The following is a 22,968-nucleotide window of genomic DNA, read 5'->3' on the forward strand; positions in this document are numbered from 1 at the left end:
GATGCCTAATGCAAAATCTGGCGAATGAGCTCCCCGCGCTCGACGCTGAGCTGACCAAACGGGTAGCGCGCGGATTTTTTGATTCGACCGAGATTGTTGCGGAGCATTTTAGGGGGTGTGGTTTCGCTCCCGCGCGCGCATCCTCGACCGCAGCCGCATTGGTAGCCGCTCTTGAAGGTGCGCGAACGATTGCCCGCTTGGAGCGCACGCCGGCTATATTTAAGGCGTTGGCGGATGTTACTTGCCAAAGGTGCCCACCACCAAAAAGACGGGGAGGNTCGCCGTCACGATAAACTCATGTCGGCCCTTGGCCCTTCTGCGACGTGTCCGCACGCCTCGTCGAGGTCTGGACGTTGGGGCATAGCGGACTTGATTTGCTCACGTTGAGTTCTTCGCATTTTGACCCTGAGCAGACACAACCGTCGCCGACATAGCAAGACGGGCGGAGGGATGGATCGGAATCGGTGGCGCAGTGCCGGGTTTGATCCTCAACAGACATTCGATCGCGATCGCTGAAACTCTCCGTCGTGTCCTTTTTGAACTGGACCAATTCGCCCTGCGATGTACCTTGTTCCCGCAGGGGGACTGTCCATGAAGGATATGCAAGGCCATTTAAAGACGCTTCGCATGAATGTAGCCGAATGCAAGCGGCTTTACGGGGAGGCAAGAAGTCAGATCAAGCGCGACGTCTTCGGGCGGCTGATCGCTCATTACGAAGTGCTTGCAGGCGAGCTCGAGAGAGCGATAGCAGAAGAGCAGTCCAAAAAAGAGTGCGGCCGCCTGCGTTAGCGGCTTCCTTCCTTGGGTTGTTCGCGACTGTCGCGGTTTTGTCGTGACCTGTTCATGCCGCGTAAGAGGTAGCCCGCGCGGAACCACATGAACGGCCATTAAGAATTTGAGTAGGTGACGGAACGAGCGTCCAGTTTGTAGCTTAGGTGAAGCATTGGGGGGGCCGACGATCTCGCGAATGGAGCGAGACAATGCCGCAGGCCCAAACGGATACGCCGATACCTGACCAACCCCCATTGCAAGCTCTGCAGTGCCCTCTCTGCCAAATCCCTCTTAGGTTAGTGGAGAGGGTTTGGAACATGCGCACTAATGGTTACGTGCGGGTGCTTGAATGCCGTAACTGCCGTAAGTTGATTTGGGACGAATGAAAAAGGCTCATCTGTTCCTTGGGGCGGCTAGTATTGTCCGCATTTTAAGCGGCGGTGTCCGGCATTGAAGTGAGAGTACCTTAGTTTGTAGAGACGCCTGGAACAGACCACCAGATCGCCGCGTTGCCTTGCATCACCGACTACAGGCTTTTGTCCGTGGGCGTCGGTGGCTGAGAGACCAAGAGCGCTCCCGCCTGCACAGCAAAGGGAGCGCGGTCATGGACCACAATCCATCACATTTTAAACCGCCGGAGTGGATCAGGGAACTCGCCGACCGAGCGCGCGAGCTCTCAGTGCGGTCCTGCGAACTTCTCAAGGTGACGACGCCGGACACATTCTTGGGCCGCAAGACCCAGGAGCCATTCCCGACAGAGGACCCGATAGAGCGAACGGACATCCAGAAGCTGATCCACAGCGAACTACAGCCACCAAGAACCTGATGAGTAAAGGCCGACCCACTTGGCGGCCCTCATACATATCAGGCCAAAGGCTGCGATGTCGCTTATTGGCCCTTCCGCGGACGTGCCGGACGCCTCGTCGAGGTCTGGACAGTGGGGTATAGCGGACTTGATTTGCTCACGTTGAGTTCTTCGCATTTTGACCCGTGGCTGACCTTATAGATCGATCTCGATAGATCGATCTCGGTCCGGCTCGCGCCAAACTCGAACATTGCTCACCATGGCGCTGCGGATAGGTGTGGCTGATCCAACGCACGCCCCCCTAGTAGCGCTGCTGTTGTCGGCAAGCACGAGAAGGAGCAGAGTTCCTGGTCGGCAAGGTGAGATATGGTTGCGCCTCTGCCGCCCGAAAAGCTGAGTGGATCATTCCCGTTCCAGAGGCAAAGTGAACTGAAACACGGCGCCCCGTGGTTCATTCGCGCCGGCCCAAAATCGTCCTCCGTGCGCCTCGATAATTGAGCTGCAGATGGGCAGGCCCATGCCTATACCCTCCGGCTTGGTGGTGTAGAATGGCTCGAACAGGCGGTTGACTATTGCCGGATCAAGCCCTGGACCGCTGTCACGCACGGCGACAAGAATCCCGCCTGAGTCATTACGCGTCGTGCTGATTCGAAGCTCCCGCGGCGGCTCGTCAACGCAGCTCATCGCTTCGACCGCATTGAGGATCAGGTTGAGAACGACCTGTTGCAGCTGGACACGATAGCCTTCGATGAGTGGCAAGCCCGTGGCGAGATCCGTCTGCAGCGAAACACCATGTTTGAGCAGTTCGCTTCGGGCCAAAGTGACGACGTCCAGGATGGCGTTATTGACGTCAATACTCTCTTTCCGCGCCGGCGTCTTCCTAATCAGAGCACGGATCCAATTCATGACCTCGCCGGCTCGATTGGCGTCCGTGACAATGGTTGCGAGCGCCTGCCGCACCTCTGCGACATTCGGAGGTTGAGAGTCTAACCAGCTCAGTGCCGCCTCTGCGTTGCACAGCATCGCGGTGATCGGCTGGCTTACTTCGTGGGCGATCGAAGCGGTGATCTGTCCCATTGCTGCCGCGCGATTGGCGTGCGTCAGTTCCGCTTGCATCTCGCGGAAAGTCTCAGCGGCTCTCTTACGTTCGGTGATGTCGCGGCTCAGAGAAATGATCTTTCGCTGCCCGCCTTGACAGAACTCTCGCATGCGGACCTCAACCGGAAACACTGTGCCGTCCTTTCTGCGATAACGACTCTCCAGCGTTGAAACACCCCCCGCCTTGAGCTGCTCGCGGTTACGCTGCCAAGTCGCTGCATTCAACTCCAGATCAAAGAAGAACGGAGTCATCCCAATCATTTCGTCTCGGCCGTAGCCCAAGGTTTCGCAAGCATTTCGGTTCACGTCGAGAACTTCACCGTCTTCATTGTGGAGCATGAACATGTCCGTCGCGTGGTCTACGAAGGTGCGGAAACGGGCCTCGCTCTCCCGCAGCGCCTCTTCGACGCGCTTCCGTTCCGTGATGTGGCGCCCGACTCCGCGGTAGCCTAGGAAGCGCCCCGTCTGGTCAAAAACAGGCAGCCCCGAGACGGACACGTAGCGCTTACCGCCGCCGGGCGTAGGCCGCGCGAGCTCGAAATCGCGGAACGGCAGGTGGGCATCGAGCGTCTCCCGGTGCTTACGCCAGCCCTCTGAATCAGGCTCCAGGTAGGGTACCTCCCACCGTGTCTTGCCGATCTCAGAGACCGGAGGGTCGGCCAGCGTGTTAGCGAACTCCTGCCGGATGAAGCGATGCTGAGCGTCAGTTTCCCAGTAGACGTCGAAGGAGAATTGCACCAGAGTTCGAAAGCGCTCCTCGCTCTCGCGTAACGCCTCTACGATCTCGGAGGGAATTTGAGCCGGATATCGCATGGTCGACCCTTGTTGCTAACGAGCAATGGACACAATCGACTCATTTCTTGCGGCAGGCTCCGGGCTGTGGCGCCACGAAGCGGCAAATAGTCCCAGCGGTAGTGATAGGGGACGGCGGGTCGACCAGCCTCACTGCGCATCATCGATCAGGCGCATATTGTGAACGACCTATACATACGTATGGAAGAGCTTCTGGACTTGAGAGGTGGCGTCCGGAACCCGTCACACGAGGTTACCTGCGGAATTGATGTGCAGCTAGGCTGAGGCTTACTCGCAGCAGCCTTCGAGCACCACGTCCGCATTGCGCCAAAACCGACGAGGCGTTGAGATCGGCTCCTGGCCCTTCTGCGAGGTGTCCGCACGCCTCGTCGAGGTCTGGACAGTGGGGTATAGCGGACTTGATTTGCTCACGTTGAGTTCTTCGCATTTTGACCCGAAGCCGACCTCACCGGTTTGGCAACTTTGACTTATGCCATTCACTCGACCGGAAGCGACTTTTTTGCGTCACTGCATTTGCCGCTCTGCGCCTTCGCCTCATCAACGATGAGGCGATACGTCAAGAGCTTGGAGTCTTACGGCGAGAGCGGGCCGCGCTGACGACCGGCCCAACGTCAATGACGGGTGGGAAGAAGACCTCGTCTAACCGTTACCGATTACTACCGAGCGGTTCTGCCAGTCCGATGAGAAGTCCTTCGGGGCCGCGGATGTAGCAGAGCCGATACGAGTCCTCGTACTGAACCACTTCGCCGACGAGCTGCGCACCGTGCTTGCGGAGTCTGGCGAGTGTTTCGTCGATGTCGCTCACTGTGAACATAGCACGCAGGTAGCCGAAGGCGTTCACCGGGGCGTTCCGGTGATCGGCGACTACAGACGGAGTGAGAAAACGCGAGAGCTCGAGGCGGCTGTGGCCGTCGGGAGTGATCATCATGGCGATCTCGACGCGCTGATTACCCAGTCCAGTGACGCGTCCGGCCCATTCTCCTTCAACCGTGGCTCGCCCCTCAAGCGTCAGGCCAAGCTCGGTGAAAAAAGAGATGGCATCATCGAGAGATTCCACCACGATGCCGACATTGTCCATTCGTAGCAATTTACTGTTAGTCATGATTTCGGTCTTTTCCCTGTTGATGGTGTAGCTGGGCGGTAGCGGAGCCGCTCGCGACGCGCGCCCTCTATCGCCCAATAGGCTTTGCGGCCGACGCGAAGGTCCCTCCCGGTGCCGTCATGCTCAACGCGCGTCTCCACGGGTCGAGAATGTGGCTCGGCTTGACAGGTGGCAACGCCCGCAATCCACCCCTCGCGGAACTTCACTGGGTCCCTCCACGCTGATCTATCTGAGGGTCTGCTTTCCGGCGACAGGCCTAGCGTCGTAACTCAACGTCGGCGTGATCGCGCGCCCGAAACTCCTCCTGCATGCTTCCGTCCGAGGATGCACAACAACTCGCTCGCGGCTGCGAGTTGCATCAAAGCAACACTGCTTGAAAAAATCGATGACCTGCAGTTTTCCGCCCTTGGACGGTCATATCGTGATCGCAGGGTTCAGCGGCGCCGCATGCTTGGCGGTTCAATCCGGCTCAGGTGGAGCGCTGGGAGGCTACGATCATGGACCCGCGGCGATTGGCGATAGTGCCAGCGCTCACCGTAGTTCTCGCGGGTTGCGTTGTCGCCTGGGCTGCTGGCTTCGGTTCGGCCGGCATCGATGACACCGCTGCAGCGCCAACAGTCGACCGCGCCCCACCCTCTCTCACTACCGATGCCGAGGTCACGGCCTTCCCGCAGACAACCGTGTTGGCCGACGCCGCTGTCGATAGCGCCGATACGGCGGCGCCCGCCATAATTGTGACGGCAACCGACACGAGGGCGGTGTCAGAGCCGGAACCAATCGCCGAGGCCGCCGCGACTCCGTCTGCCGCGATCCATCGAATCGCGGTATCGCGCCCGAGCATCGCAACGCCGAATGCGAGGGTTGCTGATGCATTCAGCGCCATCCCGCCGAACGTGACGACGGCCCTGACGAACGTCCGCGCAGCGGTGCCGGATCCGGTCATCGAGGCGAAATTCGATACAAGATCGTCGGCTAATGCGATTGTTGCGGCGGAATTCAGCGACGCGGCGCCGGACGCGGTGATGCCGTCCGATGTGACCCGTTCGCTGCAACAAGGGCGAATGTTGCAGGGCCCTGGCAGCGCTGACGCTGCGCCACCCGAGAACGAGGCAAGCTCGCAGCAGGACGGTCCGCCCGCTGCTTCGCCCAATCCGGACGAAGGCGAACTGCGATATCTGAAATACTACGTCTACTCGGAAACTCCGCCGCCGGAGAAACCCGCGAAGATCGCCTTGGCGGCATTGAGCGACGTTCCGCTCGGAACGCCCGTCCAGGAGATCGAGCGCGCGGCCAAAGCGTTCGGTGTCGATGCCAATTTCATGAAGGCGGTCGCCAAAATCGAATCCGATTTTAATCCCAGGGACCGCACCGGCTCCTATATCGGTCTGTTCCAGCTAAGCAAGTCTGAGTTCAGCCAATACGGGTCGGGCGACATCCTCAATCCCCGCGACAACGCTATGGCTGCCGCCTACAAGTTCATCAGCGAGGCTGCGCTATTCGAGGCAATAACCCACATGGAGCTGACGTTCGCCAATCTCTATCTGATCCACCAGCAGGGCTGGGAAGGAGCCGCTGAACACCTCAGCCATCCGCAGCAGATTGCCTGGAAGTCGATGTGCGCGACCCGCGAGGGCATGGCGAAGGGCGAGCGATGGTGCAAGCGCGCCATCTGGGGCAACACGCTGCCGGCGGTCAAACGCGAATGGAAGTCGGTCGATCGCCTCACCTCGGGCGCGTTCGTGGCAATGTGGCGGGACCGCGTCGACACACTCTATGCCCGCTATCCAGTACCAACGCTGCGGCGGCCGGAGGCTTGAGATCGAACAGTTTGCAACTGCGCACACGCACACGTCTGTCCCACACGTCGTTTGGTCGGGAAGGTATGTCGGCAATCTTGGAGTCCAGTTTCCGACGCCGGGCAGGTTTGCGTTCCGCTTACTGACCGGCTGGTTGCTCGGCCCGGCGGCCGGCGTCCGAAACCTTGCACAAAAGTAGACTTTGGCCGGCCCGATCGAGTGCCAGAGCCGAAGGGCTACGCGACGGCGAAGACGATCGTGCACGGGCTGCTGGTCTTGATGACCTGACCAGTCGGCGTCAGCATTCCGTTCGCCTGATTGATCCTGAACGCCACGATCGTGTCGGTGTTCTGCTCAACGCTGAAGCCCTCGTCAGCGTTGGCCGCATAGAGGATTTCGGCTGCCGGATCGAGGCAAAAAAAGCGGGGGGATTTCGCGTGGGTCGGCGCCCAGTCCAATGGTGTCAGGGTCCCCTCGCGCCGATCGATCGCAAAAATCGCGATGCTGTCGTGCCCGCGGTTCGACGCATACACGACACGGCCGGCTGGCGCGACGACGATCTCGGCGCCGGTGTTGTTGCCGGTGTAGCTCGCCGGGAGCGAGGGCAGGATCTCGATCGGCTGCAGGGCGCCCCGCTGCGGATCGAAGCGATAGGTGGTGACGCTCGAACTGAGTTCGTTGATGACATACGCAAACGGCATCTGCGGATGAAACGCAATGTGCCTGGGCCCGGCGCCGGCGCGCGTGGCGACGAAGGGTGGGTCGGCCGGCATGAGCTTTCCACTCGAAGCGTCGAGGCGAAAGACAAAGATCCGGTCAAGCCCCTTGTCGGGCACGGCGATGAACTGGCCGCTCGGGTCGAAAACCACGTCGTGGGGATGCGAGCTGGCCTGCTGTTTGCGATCCGGACCTGGTTCGCCGGGCAGGTTCACCAGATCGCTGCGCGGCCCCAGACTTCCGTCCTTCTCAATCGGCACCACGCCGACCGTGCCGGCGCCGTAATTGGCGGTGACGATCCAGCGTCCCGTTGGATCAATCGACAGGTGCACCGGGTTCTTTCCGCCACAGGACTGCCGGTTGAGCGCCGTTATGCGTCCGCTTTGCTTGTCGATTGCGTACGCGCTGACCTCTTCGAGGTCGGCGTGCACCGCATAGAGAAAGCGCTGCGCCCGGTCGAGCGTCAGGAAGGAGGGATTGACGGTCTCAAGGATCTGTTCGTGGGTCCAGGCGCCCGAGGTCGGGTCCACCCGATAGACGTTGATGCCGCCACCATGCCCTTTGCGTTCCGCCGTGGTGAAGGCGCCGACATAGGCGAACAGCGCCGTCGCGCGGTCGGCTCGCGGGTGCGCTTCGGCATGTCCTCCACGCAATAGCGCCGGGCCTGCCGCGGCAAGCGCCGTCCCAGCCTTCAATATGCTACGCCTGTTGATGCGCTTGTCTGCAGCAGGTGATGCTTTGGCCATTTCCCACCCTATCTCGCTTTGAGATCGCGCTTGTCGGTTTTGGGCCCAATGTCGGGTTTCGCGCAGTCGCACCGAAGCATCAAAAAGGGCCTATCTCGGGCGACCAACCAAATATGCCAGCAAAATAGTATGCGCGGAAGGCGCGCCACAAGCCCGCTAGGATGACAACCATTGCGGGCGATCGAGACTGGAAGCATGGGTAGCGGCCGATCGTACCGCGTGGCGCCGCAGGTGTTGATTTGCGCTCGCAGTTTGCCATGAGATGGGAACATCCTCCCTCCGGGTACGTTGGAGGGGGCGCGACGATTTTCATTCCGCCCGGTCGTGCCTCCGGCTACGGCGGATCACGACCAGTCGGCTCAAGCATTTCCCTGACGGTGAGAGCATGTCACGCCAGGAGAGGGCCGGTTGCCGGAGCAGCTTTGAAACGGGAACATGCGGACCGGCTCGGGTCGGCTTCTTCGCTGTATTCGTCGCCGCAGCCTTCCTTGGCGTAGAAATCGGGGCGCTCGCGCAATCGGGGCCATCCGTCTCGGTGAGCGAACAGGCGAATGTGCGCACGCCTTTGCGCGACCCAGGCGCTCCGAGTAAGCAGGCGTCCGAGAATCGGTATACGGCCGGTTTCGTCACCGGAGCGCCCTACAGTACCGAATTCACCATGGTGCAGGAGATCGCAACCGTGCTGGCCAGTGGGCAGGAGACTGGTCCTCACGGCGAGATGGCGTTGCGGGTGCTGCCCATGGTGGGGACCGGAGGGACCCGCAACATTTCGGACGTACTCTCCCTGGCGGGTGCGGACATGGCAATCGTGCCAGTGGTTCTGGTTGAACGGCTCCGTGACGCAAAGACCTTTGGGGACATCCGCCGCAGACTTGTCTACATCACCCTCCTCCACACCCAGGAGTTCCACCTTCTCGTTCGGCCGGAGATCGGAAGTCCCGCGGATCTCGCGGGAAAGACGGTCAGTCTAGGCGAGGAGGGCAGCGCCGCAGACGTGCTGGGGCGCGAGGTGCTCGACGCTCTGGGCGTGAAGATCAACGCCGTGAATCTGGGCCTGAACACCGCACTGGACGGCATGAAGCGCGGGCAGATATCGGCCGCGCTGCTGTTGTCGGGCAAGCCAGTCAAGCTCCTGCTGGACCTCAACGCGCGGCTCGAGGGCATCCGTTTTCTGTCGATCCCCTATTCGCAGGCGCTCCAGCGCGATTACCTGCCGTCGACCCTCCGTTATGCAGACTATCCGAACATAATCGCGGACAGCGAAAGCGTCGACACGGTCGCGCTCCAATCCGCTCTTTTCGCCTACAACTGGCAGGCGCGCAGCGAGCGCTTCGAACTGCTGGAGTCCTTCACCCAGAGCTTGTTTTCGCGCTTTTCCGAATTTCTCGGAGACGCCCATCATCCGAAATGGCGCGAGGTGAACCTGGCGGCCAGGCTGCCGGGCTGGCAGCGATTCCGTCCCGCGGAGCGCTGGCTCGACCGCCGAGCGACCGGAGAGGCCACCGCCGACAATGGGACCGGCAACCAGCGGAATCCGACCCGCGTTTCGCCCGATCGGGAAGAGAAGCTCTTCAAGGAGTTCCTCAGATGGCGAGAACGGCAGCAGGGCAAGTGAGCGCAAACGGAGGGATCTTCGCGCGCGCCCGGATGCTGGGCGCAGCGTTGATGGTCGCGCTGGGGCCGGTCGCCGACGTGCTTCCGGCTGCTGCGCAATCCGCTCCTGCGGGAGGCGCGCAGCAGGCGCCGTTCTCCCCTTTCACGCCGTTTCCATCCCCCACGCCGTCTCCGGCCCAGGTCGGGAGGCCCGCGACCCGGCCGGTGGAGCGCGCCCACGTGAAGCCTCACGTTGTTCGGCCGCATCCGGGTCCACGGAAGGTCGTCGAGAGAAAGGAGACCCGGAAGAAGCTCGCCGAGAGCAAGCAGAGCCGGCGGAAGCTCGCCGAGAGCAAAGAGAGCCGGAAGAAGCCCGCCGAGAGCAAGGAAAACCAGCGGGAGATCGCCGAGAGCAAGGGGTACAAGCGGGTCAGCGACCTGGTCAACTTTCCCAAGTTCTTTCCCGGACTGGGTATCATCTTCGTCAGGCCGGACACCTTGCCCACGGGGCCGTTCCTGTGTTTCGACCGGAAGGACCACCTGGTCGCGACGGTGTACATGATCCCGACGAAGGACATTGACGACCACAGGACGCTCGAAGCCGCGGGGGCTAGCGGACGGGTCGATCACGTCAGCTTCTACTTCAACCCGGGCCATCCCGGCGTAGACATGCCGCACTACCATTTCGTGATCTGGCATGTGCCCAAGAAGGAGGAGGCGCGCGTCGCCCAATGACGCGCGACGATGCCGCCGGAGTCGTAAAGTGCAGGTGCTCGCCGGGCTTCCTGCAAGTGGTGGCGAGCTCGGCGAGCAGGTTTTGGAAACCGTGCACCGGCAGACCGTCTCGGCATATATTTGGTGCACAAGGAGGTGCGATATGGCGGCAACAGCTTCACAAGTCGTTCTCGATACGCAGGCGCCGGAATTTCGGCTTCCGGCCACCGACGGCAAGACTTACGCACTGGACGACGTTGCGGGCGAAAGGGGCACGGTCGTCGTCTTCATCTGCAACCATTGCCCCTATGTCAAAGCGGTGATCGACCGCATGGTTGCGGACGCCCGCGTGCTGATGTCAGAGGGCGTAGGGTTTGCGGCGATTTGCTCGAACGATGCTGCGAGCTATCCCGAAGACTCGTTTGAGAACATGAAGCGTTTCGCGAAGGCTCACGATTTCCCGTTTCCCTATCTTCACGATGAGACGCAGACAGTCGCACGGGCGTATGGGGCGGTCTGTACGCCTGATTTCTTCGGTTACAATGCCGACCGCAGGCTCAAGTATCGCGGCTGGCTCGACGAAGGCCGCACAAGCCCGCCTCGCGCCGGGGCGCCCCGCGAGCTTGTCGAGGCTATGCGTGCGATTGCGAGCACCGGTGTGGCGCCGGCTGACCAAAAGGCGTCTATCGGCTGCTCGATCAAATGGAAAGACGCATAAGACCAAGCCGTTGTGCAATTCGTTCAGCGGCGAGGTTCAAGGAGGACAATAACATGAGGACGCAGGGCAAGACGCTAGTCACCTCCATGTTGGTTGCAGTGATGCTCACGGCAACAGCCAGCGCTCAACAGGCGCCATCCCCACCTCCGGCAATCCCCTATGGAGCGCCACTGGGGCTCGAGGCAGCCAAAAAAATCATGGCTGCCGCGGAAGCGGAGGCCGTAAAGAACAACTGGGCCATGGCCATCGTCATCCTCGACAGCACGGGCCACATGGTGATGCTGCACAAGCTCGACAACACCCAATACGGCTCTCTTATGGCTGCCGAGGACAAGGCACAAAGCGCGATCAACTACAGGCGCCCTAGCAAGGTGTTCGAGGACCTGGTGGCGCAGGGCGGCATCGGTTTGCGTTCATTGGCGCTCCGTGGGGCATCACCGCTGGAAGGCGGCATTCCCATCAATGTGGATGGCAAGATTGTCGGGGCGATCGGCGTCTCTGGCGGGACGTCAGTTCAGGATGGCCAAGTCGCAAAGGCAGGTGCCGACGCAGCGAAGTGAAACCCGGCGGGAGGTGTAGAAAAGCCAAGACGTAAGCACTACGAGTCGAAGCGGGCTCCCGATCATCACCGTGCCCCTGAGGTGCTCGCGCAAGCGAGCCCCGAAGGGCAACGGCGCCGCTGCAGCACCCGGGCTGTTCATCCTTCTAGGCCGCCGCTTCGCGTCGGCACCTCAGGATGACGGTCGAAGGCCCCTGCTCGCTTCAATCCCAAACCATAGCCTCAGCCCGCCGCGCTGCTCATGACCGCAGCCCCTCCCGCGCTCTTGCCGCGGATCAGGTCGCTCGCCTTGTCGGCGATCATCATCGTTGAAGCGTTGAGATTGGCCGAGATCATGCGCGGCATGATCGAGGCGTCGATCACGCGCAGGCCCTGCAGGCCGTGAACACGGAGCTGGTCGTCGACCACAGCCCAGGTGCTGTCGGCCGGTCCCATGCGGCAGGTGCAGCCGGGATGAAAGGTCGTGGTGCCGCGCGCGACGGCCGCCGCCAGGAACTCGTCGTCGCTCTGCACTTGCGGTCCCGGGTAATCCTCATAAGCGTAATAGGGCGCGAGCGGCTCTGATTTGAGCAGGCGGCGCGCCAGCTTCATGCCGGCGACGATGACCCGCCGATCGAGCTCGGCTGCGAGATAGTTGGTCTGGATAATCGGCGGATCGAAGGGATCGGCCGAACGCGCACGGACATAGCCGCGGCTCTCCGGGCGCTGCTGCCAGGAGGCGACCGTCATGCCGGGCTCATCTTCGAGCTGGCCCTGCACGCCTTCCTTGTAACTCGCCGGCGTGAAGGTGAGCTGCAGGTCGGAGCTTTCGGTAGTCTCGCCGGAGTGCCAGAAGCAATAGACCATGGTCGGCGACAGCGAGAGGAGGCCCTTCCTCGTAGTCGCCCATCTCAGCGCCTCGACCCAGAGATGCCAGCCGCGGCGCAGTTCATTGATGGTTCTGATGTTCTTCACCCGCGCGACGGAGCGCGGCGCGTAGTGGTCCTGCAAGCCCTCACCCACGGCAGGCAGCGCGTGGCGCACGGGAATGCCGAGCGACTGCAGGAGTTCGGGCGCGCCGACGCCGGACAATTGCAGGAGCTGCGGCGAGTTGTAGGCGCCGCCCGCGAGGATCACCTCTTTGTTAGCGCGCACCTCGCAGGGTACGCCGCCTCGGCCGCCCTTCATGTAGCGCACGCCGACCGCGCGCTTGCCCTCGAAGATGATCTCCGTCGCATGCGCATGGGTGCGCACATGGACGTTCGGCCGCTTGCGTGCGGGATGCAGAAACGCCGTCGCCGCGCTGACGCGGCGTCCTCTGAAAATAGTGCGTTGCGCGTAGGAGACGCCTTCCTGAATCGCGCCGTTGTAATCGACATTGCGCGGGATGCCGAGGCTGATCGCGCCCGCCATGAAGGCCTCGCATAGCGTGTCCTTCCAGTCCATGGTGGTGACGGTGAGATTGCCTTCGCGTCCGCGATATTCGTCCTCGCCCTCGCCGACCCGTTTCTCCAGCCGCTTGAAATAAGGCAGGACGTCCGAATAGCTCCAGCCGCGGTTGCCCATCTGCGCCCAGGTGTCGAAGTCCTGGCGCTGGCCGCGATTGTAGATATGGCCGTTGATGGAGGACGAGCCGCCCAACGTCTTGCCGCGCGGGGCGTAGATGCTGCGGCCGCCGGTATAGGGCCCGGGCTCCTGCTGATAGGCCCAATTGACGCTTCGCATGTGAAACGTCTTGATGAAGCCGGCCGGCAGATGGATGTAGGGATGCCAGTCGCGCGGACCTGCTTCCAGCACGCAGACGGATGTGTTTGGATCTTCGCTGAGCCGGTAAGCGAGCACGCAGCCGGCGGAGCCCGCGCCCACGATCACATAATCGAACGTTTCCATCGCCTTGCTTTCACCGCGTTAACGCGGCTTGTCGTTGAGTTGATAGATCAGATGCGCCTTCACCGTCGGCCATTCGGACGCGATGATGCTGAAGACCACAGTGTCGCGCAGCGTGCCGTTCGGCGCAACCTGGTGGCTGCGCAAAATACCGTCTTGCTTGGCGCCCAATCGTTCGATCGCGCGGCGGCTCTGATGATTGAAGAAGTGCGTCCGGAACTCTACCGCAATGCAATCAAGCGTCTCGAACGCGTGCGTCAACAACAGCAATTTGCATTGGGTATTGAGGGGTGTGCGCTGCACACGATTGGCGTACCAGGTGGAACCGATCTCGACTCGGCGGTTGGCGGCATCGACATTCATGTAGGTGGTCATGCCGGCGATGCGGCCGTCGGCGTCGAACACCGTGAACGGGAGCATCGAGCCGGCAACCTGCAGGCCAAGACGGCGATCGATCTCCTTTGCCATGTCCTCCGGCTTCGGCACTGAAGTGTACCAGAGCTTCCAGAGTTCGCCATCTCTCACGGCCTCGACAAGCCCCTCGCGGTGCGCCGGCGACAACGGTTCAAGGCGAGCATGCTCGCCATGTAAGGTGACCGGTTCAAGCCAGGGCATTCGTCGTTCCTTTCACTCTGCTTGGCAGCGAGGCAATTGCGTAATCCGGACTCGGTCATTCCGGGGCGCGCTAAGAGCGCGAACCCGGAATCTCGAGATTCCGGGTTCGATGCTTCGCATCGCCCCGGAATGACGGCGGCAAACGATCTGACGCGTCGTCGCTTTCGAAGATGTGCTTCACTTATTCAAAAAATTGAGCGGCAGTCCGGGACGCGGCCAGTCCATCGCGATCAGCTCGCCCTTGCCTGAGAGCGTGATGTAGGCGGTCTTCAGCTCCGGCCCACCGAAGCAGATATTCGTCGTCACGCGATCACCGGTCGGCACCTGCTCGACCAATGTCCCGTCGGGCGCGATCACTGAAATGCAGCCCGACACCAGGGTGGCGACGCAGACATTGCCGCTCGCTTCCACCGCGAGCGAGTCGAACATCTGGTAGCCGCCGAGTCCCGCGATCGGTTTGCCCCGCTCACCACGATAAATGACATCGCGCGGGCGAACCGTGCCCGGTTCCGACAGATCATAGGCCCACAGCCGCGCCGTCGGCGTCTCCGCGATGTAGACGGTGTTCTCATCCGGCGACAGGCCGATGCCGTTGGCCGGCAGCATGCCGAACACGCCTTCGACGATCTCTTTCATGCCGGGCCTGATGTAATAGAACGCCCCGACATCCATCTCGCGCGCGCGTCGCTTGCCGAGATCGGAGAACCACAGGCCGCCATGCCTGTCGAACACCAGGTCGTTCGGCCCTCGCAATGGATGCTCGCCGCATTTGTCGACGACTGTCTCGACCGTGCCGCTCTGCAGGTCCACGCGCTGGATCGAACCGCCGATATAATCGTTCGGCTGCGGCCCCGGCATGATGGTGTTGCGGGTCGGAATCCAGGAGAAGCCGCCATTGTTGCAGATGTAGCACTTGCCGTCGGGCCCGATCGCCGCGCCATTGGGGCCGCCGGGAATCTTCGCAACTATCTCCTTGCGCCCGTCCGGCCAGACCCTAGTCAACCTTTGGCCGCGGATTTCAACGAGCAGCACGCTGCCGTCCGGCATCGCCACCGGCCCTTCCGGAAATTCGAGATCGGTGGCGAGGACACGGATATTCGACATCGGAAACCTCCCGCTTGATGTTTGAGCTGCAGGCGGATTCCAAAGCTTGATCCCGCACGCGCAACATTTGTTGCGCAACGTTATGGCAAAGTCATCGGCGCTTGCCAAGCAAGCGCGGCCCACGATCGGCGCACGGCAGTGCTGCAGCGCGGCTTGAGGTCTGGGACGTTTTCTTGACGCGAACCGCTGCTCGCCCCGGATCAAGTCCGCGTCAGAGTTCACGCAAAAGCGCCCTGTTAGGCCTCGATCGGAAGCCAGATCTCGAAGCCGCCATTTCCGGTCGATGGATCGAATTTCTCGTCATAGCGCTCGAAGACAGGCGCATCCGCAATCTTGAAGCCCGACTGTGGCAGCCATTGATTCCAGATGGTGTTGAACGTGCGGCGGACCGAGGCGACATGGTCGCAGTGGGTGAACACGGCGTATTTATGCTCGGGGATCCGTACGCGGCTGAACGCGCGCGGCAGGTCGGAAAAGTCGGCCACTTCGGCGCCGGCGATATAATCGAAATTCCCGGCATCGTCGCCATTACAGCAGACGCCGTAGGCGACCTGCCCTATCCGGTTGGGGATGTCCTCGACCTCGGCGTGATAGCGTTGCCACAACAGCGGAATGCCGGCGCCATTTTCGTGGGTGAAGCGGCCGCCGACACCGGCAACGAGAAAGGCCTTGGCTGTTTCAAAGCGCGGCGGGGCGAGCGTGTCGAGCGCGGTGGAATCCATGAGGATCGGCTCCTGAAGGTTGAGATGATCGAGGCACGTCGCCGCTCTGACCGCTTCCGGCGTCACACCGAAATGGTCGCGGAACGCGCGGGTGAACGCTTCGTGAGAGCCGTAGTCCGCGTCCAGCGCGAGCGTGAGAATGTCAGGCGCGCCGCGGGCGAGCGCACGCGCCGCCTCGCTGAGGCGTCTGGCACGCACATAACGCATCACCGAAAAGCCGGTCGCCGCGGCAAACGCCCGCACCATGTGGAAGCGCGAGACCCCCGCCACGGAAGCAATCTCCTCCAGCGTCAGCGGCGCTGAGAGGTGGCTTTCGATATACCAAAGCGCCTTTTGCGCGGGATTCATGGATTAACGACCCTCATTCGAAGCACCTCCACGATGCGCAGGGTGCAAGCGGCGCGCTTGATCGTGGTTGCGCTTTCCCATCGTCGAACGTCATTCCGGGGCGGCGTATCGGCCGCGAACCCGGAACGACGGCGGATGCGATTACTTCGTGCCATCCTTCACAGGCGCCGTCTCCTTCGTCGCCGGCGCATCAACCTTCTTCTTGACGTCCTCGGCCATCTGCTTTTGCGCAGTCTGCAGGTCAGCCACGATCTTCTCGAGGCCCGCAACCGTTGCCTTCAAACTTTCAATCTGACGATTAGCCGCATCCAGCTTCCGTTGGTGATCGGCGGAAAGCTTTGTGATCGTCTTCTGCAGGAAATCGATATTGCTCTGCAGGCAGCTCGTTCGCCGCTCCATAGCCTTTTCGACCGTGCAGATCTCGATGCCCGGAATATCCTGGGCGCGAAGTTCCACCGAAACCGGCAGCAACATGGCGGCCGCCATGCATGTGGCAATGACAAAATTTACCTTCATCGAACCCTCACCTGGCATCACGTCAAATTGCTTTGAGAGCTCGGCCACGCATACCACACTGATACCTCATTCCGGCGCTCTTGATTTGCGGAGGCTGGGTGCATCAAGCGGGCGGGGATCCACGAACGGCGCGTCCGCGCCGCTGAAAGCGGGGAAGATGACATGGCAACACGCGAGCGACGACTGGCTGAATTCGATGGCGCGGGCGAACCGCCACCGGGCTTGCCGGTCCAGGTGCTGTGCGAAGACCAAAGCGGGACCTATCAGCTACCGTTTCCCTGTTATTATCTCGACGGCCAGTGGCGTAACCACGAATCCGGCGGTGCACTCGAAGCAACCGTAATCGGGTGGCGCCTGCCGAAATTCGCCAATGGCCATAAGTCGTTTCGTTAAGCGTCGTCCTGCCGCAAATGCGGCTTGGATCGAAGATTGAGCATCGTGATAGGGCCAGCAAGAACCTACGGATGCCGATCGCAGGAATCGCCATAGGCCAACTCGACCGCGCCGTCTCGGACGGCGCGGTAAGTCCTTGGTGCGCCCCATCTGTCTCAAAATGCGACGTAAGGCAGAGGCCTTCTTAACGTCTTGAACGCGGGGCGAACGAACAGCGTCCGAATCAGCGCTTGCGCCGGGTCAGCAGTTTGTTCACGGCTAGATATCGGCACCGCCTCGACGCGGCGCACCATATCCAGACACCTCACCACGCGACAATGAGGGCCAGCGACTGACAAAGGTTAATCGGGGCGGCCGATGCGCCGGCCGACGGAATGCGCTGATATGAAATTGTGCAACCTGCCTACTACCTGAGCCTTTAGGCGGCCACGACGGGCGGTTGACTAATATTCGACCTCTAGTTCTTCGATCTCGGCGGGCTCGGCTTTCGCCGCCGCGATCCATTCGACCATCTCCGGCATGGACATGATCACCTCGGCATAGGCCTCAAGCGGCGGCGGCAGCTTGACGTCATAGGTTCGAAAGCGCGTCACCACCGGCGCATACATGGCGTCCGCCATGGTCCGTTGCGCGCCGAACAGATACGGTCCGCCGGACTTCTCCAGACACTCATTCCAGATGATGCAGACCCGGTCGATGTCGGCTTGCGCGCGAGTCCAGATCTTAAAGCCCGGGAAATGACCTTTCAGATTGACGGGCAGCGATGCGCGCAGCGTAGCGAAGCCGGAATGAATCTCGCCGCAGATCGAGCGACAATGCGCGCGCTCGATCCGGTCGGCGGGCAAGAGCTGCGCCTGCGGCATGATCTCGTTGAGGTATTCGCCGATCGCAAGCGTATCCCATATGGTCGCCCCCTCATGGCGCAGGCACGGCACCAGGATGGTCGGCGACAACAACAGGATTTCAGCCCGCGCCGACGGATCCTCCGGCGCGACGACGATTTCCTCGAACTGCAGCCCGGAGAACTTGGCGAGCAGCCAGCCGCGCAGCGACCAGGAGGAGTAATTCTTGCTGCTGATGGTCAGTGTCGCCTTCGCCATATGGCCTACCTCACGCCTCTCGGCACCCTGCAAGCGCAGAGCCCGGTCGCGCCCCCAATTGCCCATGCTTTTCCGCGAATTACGCAGCAAGCGACGTGCCAATTCCTGAGCTATCTGACCCCCGCCTTGGCTTCGATATTGCATGTCGATACGGGCAAGGGCGGATGTAATGATGTCGATGCTGTATCAGGCCTTCCAGAACCAGATGGACCTGACTGAGCCATGGCGGGCGGGAGCTGCGTCCGCGCTCAAATTTCTCAACCTCGTTCCGCAGACAATGTCAGACAAAGTGGCCGGTCGCTTGGCTGCTGCACTCGAGCTGATCACACGAGCCAAGCTGACCTATACACGCCCACCTTACGGCATCCACAGCGTTCAGGTGGGAAACCGCGAATTCAAGATCACCGAAGAGGTCATTTACGCGACGCCCTTCGGCTCGCTGCTGCACTTCAAGAAGGACGATGGGCCCGAACAGCCGCGCATGCTGCTGGTCGCGCCCATGTCGGGCCATTTCGCCACGCTGCTGCGCGGCACGGTGAAAACGCTGCTGCAGGATCACGACGTCTACATCACCGACTGGCATAACCCGCGCGACATCCCGCTTCAGCACGGCCGCTTCGGCCTTGACGATTACACCGACCACCTGATCCGCTTCCTCGGTCAATTGGGGCCACGCCCGCACATGGTCGCGATCTGCCAGCCCTCGGTGTCGGCGCTCGCCGCCGCGGCCATCATGTGCGAGGACAACCACCCGTCCCGCCCCGCGACGCTGACCTTGATGGCAGGGCCGATCGACACGCGAATCCAGCCGACCAAAGTCAATGAATTCGCGAAAAGCCGGCCGCTGAAGTGGTTCGAGACCCATCTGATCAACTACGTTCCGGTTCAATGCAAAGGCGCATTCCGGAAAGTTTATCCCGGATTCGTGCAGCTCGCGGCTTTCGTCTCCATGAATCTCGAACGCCACATCAAGCAGCACATGGACCTGCACAACCACCTCATGAAGGGCGAGAAGGAAAAGGCCGACCTCATCAAGACTTTCTACGATGAATATTTCGCGGTGATGGATTTGACCGCGGAGTTCTACATCGAGACTGTGCGCGACGTGTTTCAGGACCATTTGTTGCCGCTGGGCAAGATGAAATTTCGCGGCCGCACCGTGGACCCGGCGGCGATCCGGCGGATGGGGCTGATGACGGTCGAAGGCGAGCGCGACGACATCTGCTCCATCGGCCAGACGCTGGCGGCGCAGGAGCTCTGCACCAATGTGCGTGCCTATCGCCGCGTGCATCACATGCAGGCCGGTGTCGGTCATTATGGCGTCTTCAGCGGCAAGAAGTGGAACAATGAGATCTATCCGCTCTTGCGCGATTTCGTGCACGTCAATTCGTGACTTCCGTCGCTCCGGGGCGCCCGCGAGAGCGAGCGACCCCGGAATCTGGAGGAACGAGTCCCACTCCGTTTCGAGATTGCGGATCGGTCCGCGTTGCTACTGAAACCCCCCGCCGAGCCGCTAGGATTTCGATTTCATTGCGTCTTGACCCACCCCTCCCGTTTGCTTTGTACGCTCGTACAAGATAAGAGGAGCGCACAATACGTATGCTCGGGAGAAACGACCATGAGACCGCGATCCGCCGAATTCCGCAGCTTGTTTGCCGGCTTGGCGGTCCTGCTGCTGTTCACGGGCGCGGCGACCGCGGCCGAGGTTCGGGTCATGATTTCCGGCGGACTGACGGCCGCCTTTAACGCCCTGGTGCCCGAGTTCGAGCGGCAGACGGGCAACAAGGTTCTGGTGGCCTATGGTCCGTCGATGGGGACCACCATCAATGCCATTCCCGTGCGGCTCGAGCGCGGCGAGCCGGCGGACGTGTTGATCATGGTCGGCTATGCGCTCGGCGACCTCATCAAGAAGGGCAAGGTGATCGAGGCCAGCCGCGTCGATCTGGTCAAATCCCCGATCGGGATCGCGGTGAAGGCGGGCGCATCGAAACCGGACATCAGTTCGGCCGATGCGGTGAAGCGCGCGTTGCTTGCGGCCAAATCGGTTGCTTATTCCGATAGCGCCAGCGGCGTCTACATCTCGACCGAGATGTTCGGCAAGCTCGGCATCGCCGACCAGATGAAGGACAAGGCCCGAATGATCCCCGCCACGCCGGTCGGCGAGATCGTCGCCAAAGGCGAGGCCGAACTCGGCTTTCAGCAGATCAGCGAGCTGAAGCCGGTGAAGGGCATCGACATCGTCGGCCCGCTGCCGGCGGAATTGCAGAAGATCACCGTGTTCTCGGCTGGCATCGCCACGGGTGCGAAGGAGCCCGAGGCCGGCAAGGCGCTGATCAAGTTCCTGACGACATCGCCGGTCGCAAAGGAAGAGATCGTCGAGAGCGGCCTGGACCCGATCCCGACGGGGACGACGAATTGAGCGTGAGGTCATCCCGGCGCGCACCCGCAACTATCACCGCCACCCTGAAGTGCTCGCGAAAGCGAGCCTCGGAGGGCGGCGGCCCCGCTGCTCCACCCGGGCCGTTCATCCTTCGAGGCTCGCGGAGCCTGTCATCGGGCCGCGCTTCGCGCGGGCCCCGTGGCTCGCNCCTCCAGCGACAAACGGCGAAGCCGTTGGCGCGGGGATGGCGATTGAGAGCAGAGCTAGCCGCTTTACTCAGTCCGGATCGGGGTATTCTTCAGGCCATTATTGTCATACGCCCGCCGCAGCACGCCATTCGTTCTCGCGTCCGTCATGAACTTCGTCACGAAAGCAAGCGACTGCGGATGGCCGAGCGGCACCGCGACCGCGGTCACGGTCTTCTTGAATGTCTCGTCCAGCACCTTGCTGCCCGGAATCTTTTTTGCCATGGCATTGAGCTGGTCGCGGGAGAGCGCGAAGGCGTCAACCTCACCGTTCTTCAGCAGATTGAAGATCTCGTCATAGGTCTGATAGCCGATGACCTCGGCGTTCTTCAGATGCGCCTGCGCGCCGCGCATGGTCGTGGTGTTGTTGACGGCGGCGACCCTGACGCCGGGCCGATCGAGCGTCGCAAAATTGGTGACGGCCGAACCGGGCTTGACGATGTAGGTCGCGTCCGCAACCTCATAGATCGGCCCAAACGACATCTTGCGCTCGCGCTCCGCATCCTTCGGAAGGAAAGCGACATCCCAGGTGCCTTTGCCGGCCGCATCCGTAATTTGTCCGGAATTCTGGTGCACGACATATTCCACGGGCAGGCCTAGCTGCGCCGCCATCGCCTTGCCGAGATCGACGGGGACCCCCGCATAGCCCGTCGCGGTCTTTGTGCTCCAGAACGCACCCCCCGCCGGGCTGATCGCGATCGCCACCCGCAGCTTCCCGGTCGGCGCAATCTCGTCCTCAAGCCCTGCGGCAAGTGTAGGCATCGTCATGATGATCACTCCCAAGGCAATCGCCAGGCGCGGCAAGAAACGATTGAGCATGGATGTCCTTCCCTACCAAGGCGGGTCCGGCTCCAAGCATCCTGGTACATTGCCGAAGGTCTCGACAAATGGATTTTCTCGAGCGGATTCTGAAATGTCATCACTATATCGTGGCATTTTGCGCCGCAACGCGAGAGCGTAACAGTGTCGTCCGGTTTCGGGTTTTACTCAATACGGAATGTTGCTATTGAAGTGTAACGAGAGGTCTGCTCGCAGGGCGTTCAACGGATGGTGACTGCCATGAAGCCTGCGCGTCCGCTTCACCCCACGCTCGTTCACCGCAAGCAGCTTACCCACGCGGCGGCCGTCTTCCTGGCGTTGATCGCACTTGCGGGCTGTGAGCAGAACACGTTCGTGCCGCCTCCGCCGCCCAAGGTGGATGTCGCCCTTCCCGTGCAGCGCCCGATCACCCGCTATCTCGAGGCTACCGGTAATACCGCGCCGGTCAAGCAGGTCGACCTGGTGGCACGGGTGCAGGGCTTCCTGCAATCGATCGACTACACCGACGGCGCCTTCGTCAAGGAAGGTACGACGCTTTTCACCATCGAGCCGGAGACCTACAAGCTCAAGCTCGATCAGGCGCAGGCGGCGCAAGCCGGCGCGCAGGCCACGCTGAAGCAGGCGGAGCTCGATTTTCAGCGGCAGAGCGATCTGGTCGCGCGCCAGGCGGTGTCGCAGGCCACCCTCGACACTTCCACCGCCAACCGCGACAACGCGCGGGCCAATCTGCAGCAGGCGCAAGCCAATACCAGGATCGCCGAGGTCAATTACGGCTATACCAAGGTCGCAGCTCCCTTTGACGGCGTCGTCAGCGCGCATCTCGTCTCGGTCGGCGAGCTCGTGGGCGTCTCTTCCCCGACACAGCTTGCGACCATCGTCGCGCAGGATCCAATCTATGTGAATTTCACGGTCAACGAGCAGGACGTGCTGCGCATCCGCGCGGAAGCCAGGCGCAGGGGGCTGACGTCGGCCGATATCAAGCAAACGCCGGTCGAGGTCGGCTTGCAGACCGAGCAAGGCTATCCGCACGCCGGCAAGCTCGACTACGTGGCGCCAACCGTCAATCAATCGACCGGAACGCTCGCCGTTCGCGGCATCATACCCAATGGGGATCGCGTGCTGCTGCCCGGCCTCTTCGTCCGCGTCCGCGTTCCCGTCGAGAAGCAGGACAATGCCCTGCTCGTTCCCGACACCGCGCTCGGCAGCGACCAGAGCGGCCGCTATCTGCTCGTGGTGACCGGCGACAACACGATCGAGCAGCGCAAGGTGACGACAGGGCCGCTCGACAACGGGCTGCGCGTGATCGAAACCGGCCTGAAGCCAGAGGACCGTATCGTGATCGCGGGCCTGCTCAGGGTCATTCCTGGACAGAAGGTCGATCCGCAGCCGCAGAAGATCATCGAGCCTCAAGCAGCGGCCAAATAAGCG

The 22,968-nt window shown here is 61.6% G+C and carries 21 protein-coding genes; 11 read left to right on the plus strand and 10 right to left on the minus strand.

Translation table 11 applies throughout. The features are described from left to right. Positions 1-8: 8 nt before the first annotated feature. Positions 9-293, plus strand: a complete 285-nt coding sequence (locus F758_RS52355) for an LmrA/YxaF family transcription factor (protein WP_502689209.1) — start codon at positions 9-11, stop codon at positions 291-293. A gap of 298 nt (positions 294-591) precedes the next feature. Then, the gene (locus tag F758_RS0136945) at positions 592-789 is read left to right on the plus strand and encodes a hypothetical protein (protein WP_063614995.1); all 198 of its coding nucleotides are present in this window, start codon (positions 592-594) and stop codon (positions 787-789) included. Between the two features lie 1,189 nt (positions 790-1,978). On the opposite strand, the gene F758_RS46865 is transcribed toward F758_RS0136945, so the two are convergent. Beyond that, complete coding sequence (locus F758_RS46865) at positions 1,979-3,487, minus strand: PAS domain-containing sensor histidine kinase (protein ID WP_024512559.1); 1,509 nt, start codon at positions 3,485-3,487, stop codon at positions 1,979-1,981. A 646-nt stretch (positions 3,488-4,133) separates the two neighbouring features. Beyond that, the gene (locus tag F758_RS0136960) at positions 4,134-4,589 is read right to left on the minus strand and encodes a VOC family protein (protein ID WP_024512560.1); all 456 of its coding nucleotides are present in this window, start codon (positions 4,587-4,589) and stop codon (positions 4,134-4,136) included. A gap of 497 nt (positions 4,590-5,086) precedes the next feature. Between F758_RS0136960 and F758_RS52360 the strand changes: the two genes are divergently transcribed. Further along, a complete protein-coding gene (locus F758_RS52360; RefSeq protein ID WP_245286704.1) occupies positions 5,087-6,406 on the plus strand; it encodes a transglycosylase SLT domain-containing protein in 1,320 nt (439 codons plus the stop codon). A gap of 215 nt (positions 6,407-6,621) precedes the next feature. On the opposite strand, the gene F758_RS0136970 is transcribed toward F758_RS52360, so the two are convergent. Then, positions 6,622-7,848, minus strand: coding sequence for a lactonase family protein (locus tag F758_RS0136970; protein WP_198026655.1), 1,227 nt, complete (start codon positions 7,846-7,848; stop codon positions 6,622-6,624). 658 nt (positions 7,849-8,506) lie between these two features. Here F758_RS0136970 and F758_RS0136975 point away from each other — a divergent pair. The 4 genes from F758_RS0136975 to F758_RS0136990 all read left to right on the plus strand — a co-directional run bounded on the left by F758_RS0136975 (position 8,507) and on the right by F758_RS0136990 (position 11,433). After that, positions 8,507-9,463 carry a TAXI family TRAP transporter solute-binding subunit gene (locus F758_RS0136975; RefSeq protein ID WP_245286705.1) on the plus strand — a complete coding sequence of 319 codons (957 nt, stop codon included), beginning with the start codon at positions 8,507-8,509 and terminating at the stop codon, positions 9,461-9,463. After that, positions 9,436-10,176 (plus strand): hypothetical protein, encoded by a 741-nt coding sequence (locus F758_RS50280; RefSeq protein WP_024512564.1) that lies wholly within the window; start codon positions 9,436-9,438, stop codon positions 10,174-10,176. Before F758_RS0136975 ends, F758_RS50280 begins: the two co-directional genes overlap by 28 nt. Before the next feature lie 142 nt (positions 10,177-10,318). Continuing rightward, entirely contained in the window at positions 10,319-10,873 is a 555-nt protein-coding gene (locus tag F758_RS0136985) for a thioredoxin family protein (RefSeq protein WP_024512565.1), read from the plus strand. A 53-nt stretch (positions 10,874-10,926) separates the two neighbouring features. Continuing rightward, complete coding sequence (locus tag F758_RS0136990; RefSeq protein ID WP_024512566.1) at positions 10,927-11,433, plus strand: GlcG/HbpS family heme-binding protein; 507 nt, start codon at positions 10,927-10,929, stop codon at positions 11,431-11,433. Positions 11,434-11,654: 221 nt separating this feature from the next. Here F758_RS0136990 and F758_RS0136995 read toward each other — a convergent pair whose 3' ends face one another. The 5 genes from F758_RS0136995 to F758_RS0137015 all read right to left on the minus strand — a co-directional run bounded on the left by F758_RS0136995 (position 11,655) and on the right by F758_RS0137015 (position 16,573). Further along, complete coding sequence (locus F758_RS0136995) at positions 11,655-13,301, minus strand: GMC family oxidoreductase (protein ID WP_024512567.1); 1,647 nt, start codon at positions 13,299-13,301, stop codon at positions 11,655-11,657. 18 nt (positions 13,302-13,319) lie between these two features. After that, positions 13,320-13,913, minus strand: coding sequence for a GNAT family N-acetyltransferase (locus F758_RS0137000; protein WP_024512568.1), 594 nt, complete (start codon positions 13,911-13,913; stop codon positions 13,320-13,322). Between the two features lie 177 nt (positions 13,914-14,090). After that, complete coding sequence (locus tag F758_RS0137005) at positions 14,091-15,017, minus strand: SMP-30/gluconolactonase/LRE family protein (protein ID WP_024512569.1); 927 nt, start codon at positions 15,015-15,017, stop codon at positions 14,091-14,093. Between the two features lie 236 nt (positions 15,018-15,253). Further along, on the minus strand, positions 15,254-16,087 hold the full coding sequence (locus tag F758_RS0137010; protein WP_024512570.1) for an AraC family transcriptional regulator: 834 nt from the start codon (positions 16,085-16,087) through the stop codon (positions 15,254-15,256). Between the two features lie 141 nt (positions 16,088-16,228). Then, positions 16,229-16,573, minus strand: coding sequence for a hypothetical protein (locus F758_RS0137015; RefSeq protein WP_245286706.1), 345 nt, complete (start codon positions 16,571-16,573; stop codon positions 16,229-16,231). Positions 16,574-16,765: 192 nt separating this feature from the next. Between F758_RS0137015 and F758_RS0137020 the strand changes: the two genes are divergently transcribed. Beyond that, positions 16,766-16,996, plus strand: a complete 231-nt coding sequence (locus F758_RS0137020; RefSeq protein ID WP_024512572.1) for a hypothetical protein — start codon at positions 16,766-16,768, stop codon at positions 16,994-16,996. 443 nt (positions 16,997-17,439) lie between these two features. Here the strand turns inward: F758_RS0137020 and F758_RS0137025 are convergent, their stop codons facing one another. After that, the gene (locus tag F758_RS0137025; RefSeq protein ID WP_024512573.1) at positions 17,440-18,096 is read right to left on the minus strand and encodes a glutathione S-transferase family protein; all 657 of its coding nucleotides are present in this window, start codon (positions 18,094-18,096) and stop codon (positions 17,440-17,442) included. Positions 18,097-18,265: 169 nt separating this feature from the next. On the opposite strand from F758_RS0137025, the gene F758_RS0137030 reads away from it, so the two are divergent. After that, positions 18,266-19,489, plus strand: a complete 1,224-nt coding sequence (locus F758_RS0137030) for a polyhydroxyalkanoate depolymerase (RefSeq protein ID WP_024512574.1) — start codon at positions 18,266-18,268, stop codon at positions 19,487-19,489. A gap of 225 nt (positions 19,490-19,714) precedes the next feature. Beyond that, positions 19,715-20,515, plus strand: a complete 801-nt coding sequence (locus tag F758_RS0137035; RefSeq protein WP_024512575.1) for a substrate-binding domain-containing protein — start codon at positions 19,715-19,717, stop codon at positions 20,513-20,515. Positions 20,516-20,748: 233 nt separating this feature from the next. On the opposite strand, the gene F758_RS0137040 is transcribed toward F758_RS0137035, so the two are convergent. Continuing rightward, on the minus strand, positions 20,749-21,489 hold the full coding sequence (locus F758_RS0137040) for an ABC transporter substrate-binding protein (RefSeq protein ID WP_024512576.1): 741 nt from the start codon (positions 21,487-21,489) through the stop codon (positions 20,749-20,751). A gap of 282 nt (positions 21,490-21,771) precedes the next feature. Between F758_RS0137040 and F758_RS0137045 the strand changes: the two genes are divergently transcribed. Further along, positions 21,772-22,965, plus strand: coding sequence for an efflux RND transporter periplasmic adaptor subunit (locus F758_RS0137045; RefSeq protein WP_502689210.1), 1,194 nt, complete (start codon positions 21,772-21,774; stop codon positions 22,963-22,965). Positions 22,966-22,968 lie beyond the last annotated feature (3 nt).

This window comes from Bradyrhizobium sp. ARR65 (assembly GCF_000472385.1).
GTDB lineage: Bacteria > Pseudomonadota > Alphaproteobacteria > Rhizobiales > Xanthobacteraceae > Bradyrhizobium.

Coding starts and splice junctions, on each gene's coding strand:
- F758_RS0137020 (WP_024512572.1), top strand. CDS start 16,766: ATGGCAACACGCGAGCGACGACTGGCTGAATTCGATGGCGCGGGCGAA.
- F758_RS0136995 (WP_024512567.1), bottom strand. CDS start 13,301: ATGGAAACGTTCGATTATGTGATCGTGGGCGCGGGCTCCGCCGGCTGC.
- F758_RS0136985 (WP_024512565.1), top strand. CDS start 10,319: ATGGCGGCAACAGCTTCACAAGTCGTTCTCGATACGCAGGCGCCGGAA.
- F758_RS0136990 (WP_024512566.1), top strand. CDS start 10,927: ATGAGGACGCAGGGCAAGACGCTAGTCACCTCCATGTTGGTTGCAGTG.
- F758_RS0137000 (WP_024512568.1), bottom strand. CDS start 13,913: ATGCCCTGGCTTGAACCGGTCACCTTACATGGCGAGCATGCTCGCCTT.
- F758_RS0136975 (WP_245286705.1), top strand. CDS start 8,507: ATGGTGCAGGAGATCGCAACCGTGCTGGCCAGTGGGCAGGAGACTGGT.
- F758_RS0137025 (WP_024512573.1), bottom strand. CDS start 18,096: ATGGCGAAGGCGACACTGACCATCAGCAGCAAGAATTACTCCTCCTGG.
- F758_RS0137030 (WP_024512574.1), top strand. CDS start 18,266: ATGATGTCGATGCTGTATCAGGCCTTCCAGAACCAGATGGACCTGACT.
- F758_RS0137040 (WP_024512576.1), bottom strand. CDS start 21,489: ATGACGATGCCTACACTTGCCGCAGGGCTTGAGGACGAGATTGCGCCG.
- F758_RS0137005 (WP_024512569.1), bottom strand. CDS start 15,017: ATGTCGAATATCCGTGTCCTCGCCACCGATCTCGAATTTCCGGAAGGG.
- F758_RS50280 (WP_024512564.1), top strand. CDS start 9,436: ATGGCGAGAACGGCAGCAGGGCAAGTGAGCGCAAACGGAGGGATCTTC.
- F758_RS0137015 (WP_245286706.1), bottom strand. CDS start 16,573: ATGGCGGCCGCCATGTTGCTGCCGGTTTCGGTGGAACTTCGCGCCCAG.
- F758_RS46865 (WP_024512559.1), bottom strand. CDS start 3,487: ATGCGATATCCGGCTCAAATTCCCTCCGAGATCGTAGAGGCGTTACGC.
- F758_RS0136945 (WP_063614995.1), top strand. CDS start 592: ATGAAGGATATGCAAGGCCATTTAAAGACGCTTCGCATGAATGTAGCC.
- F758_RS0137035 (WP_024512575.1), top strand. CDS start 19,715: ATGAGACCGCGATCCGCCGAATTCCGCAGCTTGTTTGCCGGCTTGGCG.
- F758_RS0137010 (WP_024512570.1), bottom strand. CDS start 16,087: ATGAATCCCGCGCAAAAGGCGCTTTGGTATATCGAAAGCCACCTCTCA.
- F758_RS0136960 (WP_024512560.1), bottom strand. CDS start 4,589: ATGACTAACAGTAAATTGCTACGAATGGACAATGTCGGCATCGTGGTG.
- F758_RS52360 (WP_245286704.1), top strand. CDS start 5,087: ATGGACCCGCGGCGATTGGCGATAGTGCCAGCGCTCACCGTAGTTCTC.
- F758_RS0136970 (WP_198026655.1), bottom strand. CDS start 7,848: ATGGCCAAAGCATCACCTGCTGCAGACAAGCGCATCAACAGGCGTAGC.